This window comes from Herpetosiphon gulosus (assembly GCF_039545135.1).
Taxonomy (GTDB): Bacteria; Chloroflexota; Chloroflexia; order Chloroflexales; family Herpetosiphonaceae; genus Herpetosiphon; species Herpetosiphon gulosus.
Genome location: NZ_BAABRU010000002.1, coordinates 162,978 through 176,367, shown reverse-complemented (window position 1 = coordinate 176,367; position 13,390 = coordinate 162,978). Strand labels below are relative to the sequence as shown.

The 13,390-nt window shown below is 50.9% G+C and carries 10 protein-coding genes; 9 read left to right on the top strand and 1 reads right to left on the bottom strand.

What is annotated here, in order from left to right; all coding sequences use genetic code 11:
* The first annotated feature begins 52 nt into the window (after positions 1-52).
* Entirely contained in the window at positions 53-532 is a 480-nt protein-coding gene (locus tag ABEB26_RS02820; RefSeq protein ID WP_345720427.1) for a hypothetical protein, read from the top strand.
* A gap of 128 nt (positions 533-660) precedes the next feature.
* On the opposite strand, the gene ABEB26_RS02815 is transcribed toward ABEB26_RS02820, so the two are convergent.
* Complete coding sequence (locus tag ABEB26_RS02815) at positions 661-1,728, bottom strand: deoxyguanosinetriphosphate triphosphohydrolase (RefSeq protein WP_345720426.1); 1,068 nt, start codon at positions 1,726-1,728, stop codon at positions 661-663.
* A 215-nt stretch (positions 1,729-1,943) separates the two neighbouring features.
* On the opposite strand from ABEB26_RS02815, the gene ABEB26_RS02810 reads away from it, so the two are divergent.
* The 8 genes from ABEB26_RS02810 (at position 1,944) to ABEB26_RS02775 (ending at position 13,275) form a co-directional block, all read left to right on the top strand.
* Complete coding sequence (locus tag ABEB26_RS02810; protein WP_345720425.1) at positions 1,944-2,741, top strand: NYN domain-containing protein; 798 nt, start codon at positions 1,944-1,946, stop codon at positions 2,739-2,741.
* Between the two features lie 12 nt (positions 2,742-2,753).
* Positions 2,754-3,788: a type 2 isopentenyl-diphosphate Delta-isomerase gene (gene fni / locus ABEB26_RS02805; RefSeq protein WP_345720424.1), complete on the top strand. Its 1,035-nt coding sequence runs from the start codon at positions 2,754-2,756 to the stop codon at positions 3,786-3,788.
* 21 nt (positions 3,789-3,809) lie between these two features.
* The gene (locus ABEB26_RS02800) at positions 3,810-4,319 is read left to right on the top strand and encodes a GNAT family N-acetyltransferase (protein WP_345720423.1); all 510 of its coding nucleotides are present in this window, start codon (positions 3,810-3,812) and stop codon (positions 4,317-4,319) included.
* Between the two features lie 143 nt (positions 4,320-4,462).
* Positions 4,463-7,576, top strand: a complete 3,114-nt coding sequence (locus ABEB26_RS02795) for a transglycosylase domain-containing protein (protein ID WP_345720421.1) — start codon at positions 4,463-4,465, stop codon at positions 7,574-7,576.
* A gap of 114 nt (positions 7,577-7,690) precedes the next feature.
* A complete protein-coding gene (gene surE / locus ABEB26_RS02790) occupies positions 7,691-8,458 on the top strand; it encodes a 5'/3'-nucleotidase SurE (protein ID WP_345720420.1) in 768 nt (255 codons plus the stop codon).
* On the top strand, positions 8,459-11,050 hold the full coding sequence (locus tag ABEB26_RS02785; RefSeq protein ID WP_345720419.1) for a hypothetical protein: 2,592 nt from the start codon (positions 8,459-8,461) through the stop codon (positions 11,048-11,050).
* A 13-nt stretch (positions 11,051-11,063) separates the two neighbouring features.
* Positions 11,064-12,146: a redox-regulated ATPase YchF gene (ychF, locus tag ABEB26_RS02780; RefSeq protein ID WP_345720418.1), complete on the top strand. Its 1,083-nt coding sequence runs from the start codon at positions 11,064-11,066 to the stop codon at positions 12,144-12,146.
* A 553-nt stretch (positions 12,147-12,699) separates the two neighbouring features.
* A complete protein-coding gene (locus ABEB26_RS02775) occupies positions 12,700-13,275 on the top strand; it encodes a hypothetical protein (RefSeq protein WP_345720417.1) in 576 nt (191 codons plus the stop codon).
* The last annotated feature ends 115 nt before the right edge of the window (positions 13,276-13,390 follow it).

The following is a 13,390-nucleotide window of genomic DNA, read 5'->3' as shown; positions in this document are numbered from 1 at the left end:
GGCATAGCGCTTGCCTACAATAACTTTAGCTTTGTACAATAAAGGAGCACATATGGCACGCTATCGCGTTATGGGAATTTTAACTGATCGGGCGGCGCTCGACGGATTAATCCAGCAATTGCATCAATCCGATGTCAAGCCTGATGATCTTGGGGTTTTGTATGCCTCAGATGCAACAGTTGAAGCCAAGCAGGATCGCACTGAAGTTGCTGCTGGGGCGGCGGCGGGTGTTACAGCTGGCAGTGTTGTAGGGGTTGTGGCTGGCTTAATGTCATTTGCCATTCCCGGCATCGGCCCAGCCTTGGGTGCAGGCATTCTTGGCTCAACGGTAGCTGGAGCAGCGGCAGGCGGAGTTCTGGGCGCTTTTAGCCAAATTGGCCTGGGCAACGATTTGGCCGCCTCGTATGAGCAAGCACTCAAGGCTGGTGAAACAATTTTGGCGATCGATAATGATAACGCCGATCAAGCTTGTGTGGTCGAAAGCCTGCTGCGCGAACGCAACATCGAGTTGGTCAACACCTTCCAGATTTAATCACAGATCACGTTTCAACCACGAAGAACACGAAGAGCACAAAAGACAAGGGGGCAGGGTTCAGTGATCAGGGGTCAGTTAATAAAAACCATCTTGGCGACCTGATCCCTAGCCCCTTGTCCCTCCAGCTACATATCCCACGTTTTGGGAATAAACAAATCGTTGAATTTTTTCAGGGCATAGCGATCAGTCATGCCAGCAATATAATCGATTACGGCCCGTTCGGTTGGCTCGCCGCGCTGCTCGCAAATTGCCAACAGATCACTCGGCAGCGCTTCGGGATGTTGACAATAATACTGATAGAGCGTGTTGATCACATAATCGACCTTACCATCCTCAGTTTTGGCGGGGCCGCGCAAATAGACATTGGCATACATATATTCGCGCACGCCGTTGGTTGCCTCTAGAATTTGCGGACTCATGCTGATGCTCAAATCGCTGGGCGCTGGCTGCTCGCCGCGTGCCCACCAATTATGGTCGATCATATCGCAGACCATGGTATTAATGCGCTCGGCGTGGGTCGTACCAAGCACTGCCACATAGCCGCTCGGCAAATCGCTCAGCTGTAAAATGCCAGCCCGCATTGCATCATCAATATCATGATTAATGTAGGCCACGCTATCGGCCAATTTGATAATTTGGCCTTCGAGAGTTGAGGCCGTGCCCCAAGTTGCGGTGGTAATATCTTTGCGCGATTTGGAGTGTGAATAAATACCCTCGCGCACTTGTTGAGTTAAATTCAGCCCCTCGCCATGTTTCTCCAATAGCTCAACCACCCGCACACTTTGCTCGTTATGTCGAAACTTACGGCCAATTGCTTTGGCTAGTGCGGCCTCACCAGCATGGCCAAATGGCGTGTGGCCCAAATCGTGGCCCAACCCGATTGCCTCGATTAAATCTTCGTTGAGCCGCAAAGCCCGACCAATTGTGCGGGCAATTTGGGTTACTTCGAGCGTATGCGTCAAACGAGTACGATAATGATCGCCAATCGGCGCAATAAAAACTTGAGTTTTATGTTTGAGCCGGCGAAAAGCCTTGGAATGCAAAATCCGGTCACGATCGCGCTGGAATTCGGTGCGCACTGGCGAAGCTGGCTCTGGCTGATCGCGTTTGGCCTGAGCACTCAAGGCGGCCAATGGCGATAGCGTACTAATTTCAGTTGCTTCGAAAAATTGCCGCACAGATTGATGCTGCATAGCCTGCTCCTTGACGTACAATTAACCGCAAACCGAGAAATAAACCGCCCAAGTAGCCAATTATTTGTTATGATGTATATCCTACAGCATTGTGACAAGCACTGGCACACTGGCTTAGTGGCGAAGCATAATCCTTGATTTACCGCAACGAAAACTAAACCGACTGATCATCCGTAGCTTACGGCGATCATACAAATAACCAACTGAGGCTGGGTATGCCCTATTTAATCGATGGTCATAATTTAATTGGTCAACTCGCGACAATTCGCCTGAACGACCCCGACGATGAAGCTAAATTGGTTCAACTGCTGCAACGCTTTGCGATTACTCGTAAAGTGAGTGTTTCAGTCGTCTTTGATCGGGGCCAATATACCCAAGGCTCGCTTGGCGGCGGCGGGGTCAGTGTGCGTTTTGCTCGCTCGCCCAGCGATGCCGATGAGATTATCAAAGCGCAACTTGTGCGCTTATCACGGCCCAGCGAGTGGGTGCTAGTGTCGTCGGATCGGGCGATTACCTCGGTGGCTGATGCAGTTGGTGCTCGGGTGATTACGGCGCGTGATTTTGCCGCGCTGCTTGAATCGATGGGTGCAGCTGACCCCAATGCCCCGACCCATCAAGAAATGCATGCCCATGTTCGCCAAGATCAACTGCCAGAATGGCTGGATTTTTTCGGCATTGATCAAGCAAGTGCTGAGAGCAAAGTTGATTTGACGCGCAAACCCAAGCCAAACCAACCAACTCAGCAGCGCAGCGCCACCCAAGCCAAACGGCGTTCGCCACAGGCTGCTAAACCAATTGTTGTGCCACAACCGCCAGAGCGTTGGCAACTGCCACCACGCCGTAAAGATCAGCCTGATCCGATTCCGCGTGATGCTGATGGCCGACCACGACTCTCGCGCGGTGGCAAAAACCCCCAAGCTAGCACTGGCGAACGGCTGCATAAACCACCGCCGCCAGTTCACCCAGATGAGATTGATGAGTGGCTCGAATTTTTTGGGGCTGATGAGCAATAACGAGGCTGGATCATGACAGAAACTGCAACCGAAGGCCGTAAAATCGATCATGTTAATATTGTGATCAAAGAAGATGTCAACGCCAAAGGCATAACGACTGGCTTTGGGCGTTATCATTTTGAGCATGATGCCCTGCCAGAATTAGATATGCGCAGGATTGATTTGAGCACGACATTTTTGGGCAAGCAGCTCAGAGCACCATTTTTAATTAGCTCGATGACGGGCGGCGCTGCACCAACCGAGAAAATTAATTTACAATTGGCCGAAGCAGCGCAAGCCTTGGGCGTGGCAATGGGTGTTGGCTCGCAACGGGCAGCAATTTTCGACCCAAGTGTCGCTGCCTCGTATCAAGTGCGCCGTGTTGCGCCCGATATTGCCCTATTTGCTAATTTGGGCGCGGTGCAACTCAACTATGGCTATGGCGTTGAACAATGCCTACGCGCAGTTGATATGATTCAAGCTGATGCGTTGATTTTGCATTTTAACGCTTTGCAAGAAGCGGTTCAGCCTGAAGGCGATACTAATTTTGCAGGCTTATTGCAAAAAGTTGAGGCAATTTGTCGCGCCTTGCCTGTGCCAGTTATCGCCAAGGAAGTTGGCAATGGCATTGGGGCCAAAACCGCCAAGCGTTTAGTTGACGCTGGCGTACAGGCGATCGATGTAGCCGGGGCTGGTGGCACAAGTTGGAGCGAAGTCGAACGCTTCCGCCATCGAACCCAAGCAGGCCAACGGATTGCTGCTACCTTTGCAGGCTGGGGTATTCCAACCACCGAGGCGATTAAGCAGGTACGAGCAGCATTGCCAAGCATTGGGATTATTGGCTCTGGTGGATTGCGCAGCGGACTGGATTTGGCCAAAGCGATTGCGCTTGGCGCTGATTTAGGCGCATCTGCTGCACCAAATTTATTGGCCCAAAACGATGGCGGCAGCGAAGCTGTGTACGAAGCCATTTTGACGGTGATTGATGAATTGCGCATCAGCATGTTTTGCACTGGAGCGGCCAATCTGGCAGAATTACGCCAAACACCCTTATACTTTGTTGGCTAAGTTTTTCGAGAAAGTAGTTTCATGAGTAAAACCTTGGATATTATCATTCGGGCTTTGGAGCCAGATGATTACCTTGACCTTGCAACCGTATTTAGTGGGCCAAATGTGCTTGATGGATCGTTGCATGTGCCGTTTCCTTCGCAGGATGTTTGGCGGCGACGGGTGGAAAACCCCGATACCGAAACGCCGCGCTTGGTTGCCACAATCGATGCCATGGTTGTTGGCATCATCAGTTTGGAGATTGGCGAGGGTCGGCGGCGGCATGCTGGCGATTTGGAGCTAGCAGTACGCGACGATTATCAAGGCCGTGGGATTGGTGGAGCCTTGATGGCAGCGATGATCGATTTAGCCGAAAATTGGCTTGGCCTCAGTCGGCTTGAAATCGTCGTTTTTACCGATAATACGCCAGCGATCACGCTTTACAAGCGCTTTGATTTTGCGGTTGAAGGCACCTTGCGCAACTATGCCTATCGCGGTGGCAAGCTCAGTGATGCCTACACTATGGCCCGTTTAGCCCCAACGCCTGCCTGATGTTCAACTGATGGTTAGCTGAAAAAGATCCAAATTTTGCAACTTGACAACCTGAGCATGGTAGAATACCCGAGGCGGCGCGAGCCGCCTTGTTATATATATCCGGCGACCATCACACCGAACCAAAGGGGTATGTGTCTACTATGCGTCAAACTCGAAATGCAATCTCACGGCGACAACGCCGCACTACACGATTTATTCCTTCGCGGCTTGGCAATAAGCAAGCTCCACGCCCCATGGGCCGCCGTATTGTGCTGGCCTTTGTGGGCTTGTTGGTGGCTGGGCTAGTGCTGATGGGCGTGGCTGGGGTAGCCATTGCCGTTACCTACAACGGTATTGCCGCCAACCTCAAGCCGCGACTTGATCAAATTCATACCTATACGGCCTTTCAGCCATCGAAAATTTACGATCGCAATGGCACGTTGCTGTATGAATTTGTTGGCGAAGGGCGGCGTACTCCGGTTAATCTTGATGAAGTTTCTAAGCATTTGATTAACGCAACGGTTGCCGCCGAAGATGCTTCGTTCTTCGAAAATCCAGGCGTAAACTATTTTAGTATTGCGCGGGCCACCTACGCCAACATCACCCAGCAAAGCGTGGGCGCTGGCGGTGCTTCAACCATTACCCAACAGGTTGTGCGCTTGATCGTGCTGACCCCCGAGGAACGCCAAGATCCTAACATCTATAGCCGTAAGGTCAAAGAAATTATCTTGGCCCAAGAGTTGAACACGGTTTATAGCAAAAACGAAATTCTCGAACTGTATCTGAATGAAATTCCCTATGGCAACTTGTCGTATGGCATTCAGGCTGCCGCCCAAAATTATTTCGGGGTTGATGCCAAGGATTTGGATATTGCTCAATCGTCGTTGCTCGGCGGGATTCCCCAATTGCCCACGACCTATAATCCCATGCCGTGGCTCGACGATAATTTGCTGCTTAAAGGAATCAAATTACCCAAAGATGTTTGGCTTGATCCGCTTTACGATTTGAGCAACGATATCAAAGGCGAGATTGCCCCACCCAAGGGTCGCCAGATCGAAGTGCTGCGCCAAATGGTCAAGAATAATTATCTGACCGAACGCGAAGCCCGCGCGGCAGTAGCTAAAGATTTACAATTCGCCAAGCCTGAAGTCAGTTTGTTAGCACCACACTTTGTCTTTTATGTCAAAGATTATTTGCAACAACGCTATGGCGCTGAGGTGGTTTCAAATGGTGGTCTCAGCATCACCACCACCCTCGATTTGGAAACCCAAAATCTTGCCCAAACCATCGCCTACACCCGGATTCAAGAACTTAACGCCGATAATCGCAATATTCACAATGCGGCGGTGGTGGTGATGCAGCCCAACACAGGCCAAATTTTGGGCATGGTTGGCTCGATTGGCTATGATCTTTCCGAGGCCACTTCAACCCCTGGTGAAGAAGGCAACGTGCTAGATGGTAAAGTCAATGTAACCACAGCTTTGCGTCAACCAGGCTCGGCCTTGAAACCATTCACCTATCTCTCGGGGATGGAGCAATATGTGGCGACCGACGGCGCACGCGGGATTACGCCTGCCAGTGTGCTCTGGGATGTGCCAACAATTTTCAATCCACGCGGGGTCAAATACGAACCGCAAAACTTTGATAATCAATTTCATGGGCCATTACGGGCACGCACTGCGGTCGCCAACTCGCTGAATATTCCAGCCGTCAAGGGCTTGAAAGCCGCTGGAATTCCCGAAACGCTTGATTTATTACACCGTTTGGGCATTTCGCCAAATGTTTTGGCCAACGACCCAGGCTATTACGGTTTGGCCTTGACCCTTGGTGGTGGCGAAGTTACCCCCTTGGATTTGGCGACAGCCTATAACACGGTTGCTAGCGGTGGCCGCTATTTTGCGCCAACCCCAATTCTCAAAATTACTGATGCCCGTGGCAAAACCTTGGAAGAATTCAAGCCCACGCCATTGGCTAACCCCGAAAGCGATGCGGTCAGCGATACCAGCAAGTGTGTGATTCCTGAGGGCGAAGATTATCAATTGGGTGCGCGAGTTCCCAATGGAACCCAATGTGTTGATGGTCGTTTGAATTACATCATCACCAATATGATCAGCGATAACGAAGCACGTCGCCCAATTTTCGGCCTGAATAGCATTTTGAAGCTCTCGCAACCATCGGCGGTCAAAACTGGCACAACCAACGACTTCCGCGATGCATGGGCTTCGGGCTTCACGCCATTTGTCACCGTCACCGTTTGGACGGGCAATAACAACAACGAACAAACTGCCCAGGTTGAAAGTACCCAAGGTGGTGGGGTGATTTGGGCACGCACGATGGAAGCGATTTTTGCCAACGAAAAGATTATGAATCGCTTGGCAGGCTTCTATGGTGGCATCGAAAATATGCCCCAAAGTTTCGAAAAATCCTATCCCGGGGTCTATCGCGAAAGCATTTGTGAAATTCCCGGGCCATTCGGTGGTCGCACCGACGAGTTGTTTATCGATGGCTTGGATGCAGGCGGCAAGTGCGATCTCTACGAAAAAGTCTCGGTTGTTCGGCTAACCGTCACCGATGCCGAGGGCAAAGAAACCAGCACCTACTGCCGTCCAGTCGAAGGTGCTGAGTATCCCGAAGGGGCAATTTCATCGATTTATGTTTGGAAGTTGCCCGAAAGCAACGACGACGAACGGATCGATCTCAGCAAATGGAAGGGCTATACATCGGATCGTGGCAATAGCGGCAACGACGAAAATGAGCCAGTTGCGCTTGATCCCGATAAGTTGCCGAGCTGCGATACGATTGCCCCAACCCCAACGCCTGGCACACCAACGCCTGATCCACTGACTCCAACCATACCAGTGCTGGGGCCAGGCCAGGTCTTGATGCCTAGTTTAGTTGGTTTTGGTGAAAATCAAGCTCGCCAACAGTTGATGAGTTTGGGCTTTACCCCCGATAAGATCGTGGTCGATTATCAAGGCCGCGATCGGCTTGGACCAGTCTTTGATCAATATCCAGCCTATGCTGTGGTCAGTAGCCTGCCCGGGGTTGGCGCGGTGGTTGATCTGAACACCGTAATTATTTTGGGCATTCGCTCGCCTGATGGCAGCCAGCCAACTACGGCTCCGCCAGCAACTGGCCAGCCAACTACGGCTCCGCCGCCAGTTAACCCAACTCCGGCCTTGCCATTACCGACGACGATTATTATTCAGCCGTCGCCAGTTGAGCCGTCGCCTGTGCCGGAACAACCTCAACCAACTCCGGTGGTAACACCCTAAATCTCGCGACCGAGCGCTTGTTGACAACGACAAGCGCTCGGCGTTTGGCATGTCGTGGCATAATGCCCTATAATGCCCGCGAATGAGCAGGCTCTGGTGGCCTGAGGAGCGATCATGAACATTTTGCTTTCCAATGATGACGGTGTGCATAGCCCAGGCTTGTTGGCGCTCAAATGCCAACTTGAGCAACTTGGCCGTGTCACCGTGGTTGCGCCAGAGCGCAATTGGAGTGCAGGCAGTCATAGTCGCACCTTATTTGCCCCCTTGCGCGTTAACGAAGTTCAGCTTGCTGATGGTAGCCCTGCCCTCGCCTGCGATGGATCGCCTGCCGATTGTGTTGGGATTGCACTGCTCGGTGTGTTGGATCATCGGCCTGATTTGGTGGTTTCTGGGATCAACCTTGGGGCCAATCTCGGCCACGATGTGTTGTATTCGGGCACGGTGGCGGCAGCGATGGAAGGCCTTGTGGTTGGCATTCGCTCGATTGCGGTTTCGCTGGTTGATGGCTACAAGCCTGGCAGCGATTTTAGCGTAGCCGCCGATTGGGCCCGCCGCATCGCCGCCACTGCCATGGAACTGCAATTGCCCAGCGATATTTTGTTGAATGTAAATGTGCCGCAAGGCTCGGCAGAAATTGTCAACGATGCCAAAGTTACCCGTTTGGGGCATCGGATTTATCGTGATGAATTGATTAAACGGCTTGATCCGCGGGGCCGCCCTTATTATTGGGTTGGCGGGGCCGCGCCTGATGGCAAGCCCGATGATGGAACCGATTTTGGCGCAGTGGCCAACAACCATGTTTCAATTACGCCGCTGCATTTCGATATGACCAACCTTGATTGGGTGCAACGATTAAGTACTGCGATATGGAATAACGCTTAAATGTCACGTTATAAATTACAAACCTATCAATTTGGAATTGTCAATGGCTTGCGCCAAGATGTTAGCGATCGCATTAATAGTGCGATGCCCAATAATTTATTCGCACCTGAGGCTCGCAAAGGCCATTTGTTTGTATTAACCGATGCAGTTAATGAAGGTGCTCGCGGCAAAGAAGCCTGCGATCTTGTAACCCAAACCATCATCAAAACATTTTATGCCGATACCTCATTTAGTATTACCTCAGGCTTGCGCAACGCCTTGAAAACCGCCAATACTGCGCTGTATGAATTTAATTTCAAGGCCGCCCATCATCAAAAAACCGCTGTTGGTTGTACATGTGCGGTGTTGCGCAACAACGATTTGTATATTGCTCAAGTGCAGCCAACCCAAGCTTATATTGCCCATCGCGGCCAATTACGGGCGTTGCCAACCAATCCATCGTGGCAAGGTAACGTCAGTAGCTCAACAATTATGCCGCCCAACGCGCTTGGCACGAGCCTGTTCAGCGAACCAGAAATGTTTCGCAATGTGGTTGAAGCTGGCGATATGTTGGTGCTCTGTTCGAGCCGCTTGGCGCGGGTGTTAGGTCGGGCCGATGCCGAGCGGATGTTTTGTCTTTCCGAGGCAGCAGCTTCGCTGGAAGAATTGTATGCCATTACGCGGCGCAATAATTTAAATGAAGCCCACGTTGCGCTAATCGACATGTTGCCGTTTGTAGACCCAAACAGTGAATTGCTCTCAGCTGAAGGTTTGGCCGAGCGCGGCAAAGCTGCGGCCAGCGTGGTTGGCGAATGGATCAGCGATGTGACGGCCAATGCGGCCTTGATGGTGCGCCGCGATAAAGATGCTGAAAACGGCGAACCAAGCTCAGCCCTCGACGAGCTGCCACCGATGCCTGCCGAGCTTGAAGAAGTTGATCCGCGTGATATGGGCTGGCTCAACGAGCGCCCGCGCTATCGCCCGCGCAGTTTGCGTGATGCCGAACAATGGCTGCCCAGCTCGTATTTGGGCGAAACCAGCATGGTCGCGGCAATTCAGGCCGCCAGCAGTGCTCCCAGCATCGATTTGACCGATATGGAGCCGTTGCCTGTTGATTTTGCCGCCGTGCCCGTGCCACAACGTGATCCGGTTGTACCATTGACTGGCTGGCAGAAATTCACTGCGCCATTTCGCTATTTGTTGGCAGCAATTGTGACTTTTATTGCCAATTTCGGACGCAGTAGCCGCCCGATTGCCCCACCACTACCGCGCTTTGCTCAAGCTCGTGGCGGTGATTTGTCATATCGGCGTTCGCGACGGCGCAACATTCCATGGACGCTCATCGCACTTTTAATTGTATTGGTTGGTGGCGGTTGGTTCTATGTGCAAGATCGCCGCTTGCAAAACACCGAAGCCGCTTATCAAGATAGCTTGAATGTGGCGAATGCCAAATTTGAGGCCGCCGTTCGCGCGACTGATGATCGTGCCGCCTTGGAAGAATTGGGCGAACTCGATACCCATCTCGAAACCTTGGGTAGCGACCAGGGCTATATGAGCAACCCAACCCGCAAAGCCGATTATCTGGCCTTGCGCAAAAAATCCGATAATTTACGGGCGAGTATTGATCGCACCTCGTTCTTGACCGATCTTAAACTGGTGACGACCATGCCAACTAGCGATACGATTGGCAAATTGATTGTCACGCCCAATACTGGCAAGAACGATCTGTATTTTATTGGCACTGAAAATGGCACGCTCTACAGCTACAGCGAAGGCAGTAGCAGCCCACCGATCAGCCTATTAAAAGATGGCGATGAAATTGCTGGCTTGCCAGCAGCGCCAATTCGCAGCGTAATGTTGCGCGAAGGTGAGCTAGCAGCGATCGATGCACCGCCCAATCTCAATGCCCAATCGAATATTTATTTCTACTTGAGCGATACCAAAACTTGGGTTTCGCGCACAATTCAAGGTAGCGAACTCTGGACGCGCCAGCCATTCCCTGATATTGAGACCTACGGCGGTGGCTTGTATGTCTACGATTTGGGGCGAACTGATAGCGCCACCGCTGGCGAAATTCTGCGCTACCGTTCTGGCGAGTTTGCCAACCTGCCCGAAAATTGGATCACCACATCAACTGGCGATTTCAACACTAAATCAGTGGTTGATGTGGCAATTGATGGGCGAATCTATATGCTTCAGCCTGATGGCACGGTGGGCATTTTCGAGGGCGGAGCGCTGATCGATACGGTCACAGTGCCAGCACTTGATCCGCCATTACGTGCTCGACGTTTATTTGTTGAGCAAGAAATTAGCGCCGAAACCTTCCGCGACAATCAAGGCAATTTCTTCATCGTCGATGCAGTCAACCAGCGGATCGTCGAGGTCAATCGTCAAGGCGAGATTGTGCAACAACTCAAAATGCCGAGCACCAGCACGATCAAGCTTGAATTGCTCAACGATGTCGCCGTGATTGGCAGCGGCTCCAGCAAAATGCTCTATCTGGCCAACAGTAATCGCATCTATTCGATGGTGTTGCCATCGCCGCCGCCACCACGCGAAAGCTTGGGCGGCACAACCACAACACCAACGGTTCAAATTACACCAACACCATAAATAAAGGGGTTTCATGAAAATCGGGATTATTGGTTTACCCAACAGCGGCAAAACCACAGTTTTTAATGCATTAACCCGTAATACGGCAGAAACAAATGCCTATTCATCGGGCCAAATCGAGCCAAACATCGCCATGGTCAAAGTGCCCGACGAGCGGCTTGATGCCTTGGCCAAAATGTACAAGCCCAAAAAACTCACGCCAGCCGATGTTCAATATATCGACGTGGCCGGGATGAGTGGCAATGCCCACGAAAGCGGCGGCTTGAACCCACAGTTTCTGAATTACATCAGCCAAGTTGATGCCTTGTTGCATGTGGTGCGAGCATTTGAAGATGATGGAGTGCCGCATCCCCAAGATAGCGTCAATGCTGCCCGCGATTTAGCTTCGGTCGATATGGAGTTGATGTTCTCGGATATGGCGATTATCGAGCGCCGTTTGAGCCGCTTGCGCGGCGAAGTAACTAAAATGGTCGGCAAAGACCGCGAAGTGCGCCTGATGGAACTCAACGCGCTTGAGCGCTTGTACACTGGGCTCGAACAAGATGTGCCGATTCGCGCCCAAGAATTGAGCGAAGAAGAAGCCAAAGTGCTGCGCGGCTTCCAATTTCTGAGTGGCAAGCCAATGTTGGTGGTGGTTAACATCGACGAAAAGCAACTCAAAACCCCGCCAGTTTTGGAATACGACAAGCCTAAAACCGCAATCGTGACCTTGGCGGGCAAAGTTGAAGCCGAATTGGCCCAACTTGAAGATGAAGATGCCCAAATGTTTATGGACGATTTAGGCATTACTGAGCCAGCCCGCGATCGGGTAATCAAGGCTTCGTATACCATGATGGGCTTGATTAGCTTCTTGACCGCTGGTGATGACGAAGTACGAGCTTGGACGATTCGCCAAGGCATCGGGGCGGCTGAAGCGGCTGGCACGATTCACTCCGATTTGCAACGGGGCTTTATTCGCGCCGAAATCGTGGCCTTCGATGATTTGATGAAGGCTGGCGATATGGCTGCCGCCAAAAAAGCTGGCACGGTGCGACTTGAAGGCAAAACCTACGTCGTCAAAGATGGCGATATTGCCCACTTCTTGTTCAACGTGTAACATCCGCCCAATAAATCAGATTAAACCACCACTTCTTTGCTTCAAGAAGTGGTGGTTGGTTTAAGGAGTAGAAGATGAGTGAGCAACTGTGCCGCGCCCGCATTGCCCAAAACGCCCAAACCCGTGAACCAACCCTCGATCTTTAGAATGATCAGATAGAGCGTATCAAAAGAACTTCATTCTTGAAGTTTCTGGTATACTGAAACTAGTATTGAGTTAATATCCAAGGCTCTGTCTGATAATTCTTAAATCCTTCCCGAGGGAGGATTAGAACACCATTATGGACATGAAAATCACCAAAATATGACCCGGTAGAGCGATGGTGGGGAGTAGAAGTCGAATTTCCCCCAGCGTTAGATGATTTGTTTGGAGTAACAAATAATAAACAAGCAGCGCGAAATTTTTCTGAGTCACGAAGATTAGATTTAGAAGCTTTGCAAAAAGATAAAACAACTGTTGAAGCTATGCGTGAGCTTGAGGAAGAAGGCGATCCTCGTGCACAATTATTAGAAATTGTTCAGAGGGTAGATACCAATATTCGGTCTATGCGAAAATGCTTGCAACAACAAACACGAGGCACAAAACAAATACAACTCGTCATGAATCATCAGAACCTACGCCTGAAATTGTTGCAACAGAAGCTACTCGCCAACGACAGCAAGACGGCTACACAGGTGAAAGTGATAAAGATGAGCAATTACCCGCAACGCAACGCCAAACTGCTATTGCACAATCTCTAATTGACGAAGGTGTTACAGAGAGAGTAGCTAATCAGTTGGCTGCCACAACTGTCTCTGATGGGTTAAAATACACTTTTGCCGAGGCGGATCTTGAAACACCCGCTTTCTTTTCGGTAAAGCCGCGTGGTGGTGCGATTGTTATTACCTTGAATACTAATCATCCAGCCTATTCGCACCTCCTAGAAGTTTTTGATCAACAAGAAGATTCAACCGATGTTCAAGTGCTACAAAAACGTTTAAATCAGGCGGCTCATGGACTTAAAATTTTGCTTTCGGCTTGGGCGCGATATGAAGATGAACAACGCGATCAAAGAACTCGCACTCTTGCCCAAAACGCACGTTTCGACTGGGGACGGATTGCGAATGGATTCTTTGTACAAGAAGATTAACTACTGATCCCTGCTCCAGCCGAAGTTTGACACTTTGGCTGGAGCTAGATCTTCAATTCATTGGATGAATCTCAAGTACACTAGAGTGTATGCTTTGCTAAATACATAATTGAGC

Excerpts from the sequence above, each read along its gene's own strand:
- ABEB26_RS02785 (WP_345720419.1), top strand. The coding sequence starts at position 8,459 with ATGTCACGTTATAAATTACAAACCTATCAATTTGGAATTGTCAATGGC.
- fni (WP_345720424.1), top strand. The coding sequence starts at position 2,754 with ATGACAGAAACTGCAACCGAAGGCCGTAAAATCGATCATGTTAATATT.
- ABEB26_RS02795 (WP_345720421.1), top strand. The coding sequence starts at position 4,463 with ATGCGTCAAACTCGAAATGCAATCTCACGGCGACAACGCCGCACTACA.
- ABEB26_RS02815 (WP_345720426.1), bottom strand. The coding sequence starts at position 1,728 with ATGCAGCATCAATCTGTGCGGCAATTTTTCGAAGCAACTGAAATTAGT.
- ABEB26_RS02820 (WP_345720427.1), top strand. The coding sequence starts at position 53 with ATGGCACGCTATCGCGTTATGGGAATTTTAACTGATCGGGCGGCGCTC.
- ABEB26_RS02775 (WP_345720417.1), top strand. The coding sequence starts at position 12,700 with ATGCTTGCAACAACAAACACGAGGCACAAAACAAATACAACTCGTCAT.
- ychF (WP_345720418.1), top strand. The coding sequence starts at position 11,064 with ATGAAAATCGGGATTATTGGTTTACCCAACAGCGGCAAAACCACAGTT.
- ABEB26_RS02810 (WP_345720425.1), top strand. The coding sequence starts at position 1,944 with ATGCCCTATTTAATCGATGGTCATAATTTAATTGGTCAACTCGCGACA.
- surE (WP_345720420.1), top strand. The coding sequence starts at position 7,691 with ATGAACATTTTGCTTTCCAATGATGACGGTGTGCATAGCCCAGGCTTG.
- ABEB26_RS02800 (WP_345720423.1), top strand. The coding sequence starts at position 3,810 with ATGAGTAAAACCTTGGATATTATCATTCGGGCTTTGGAGCCAGATGAT.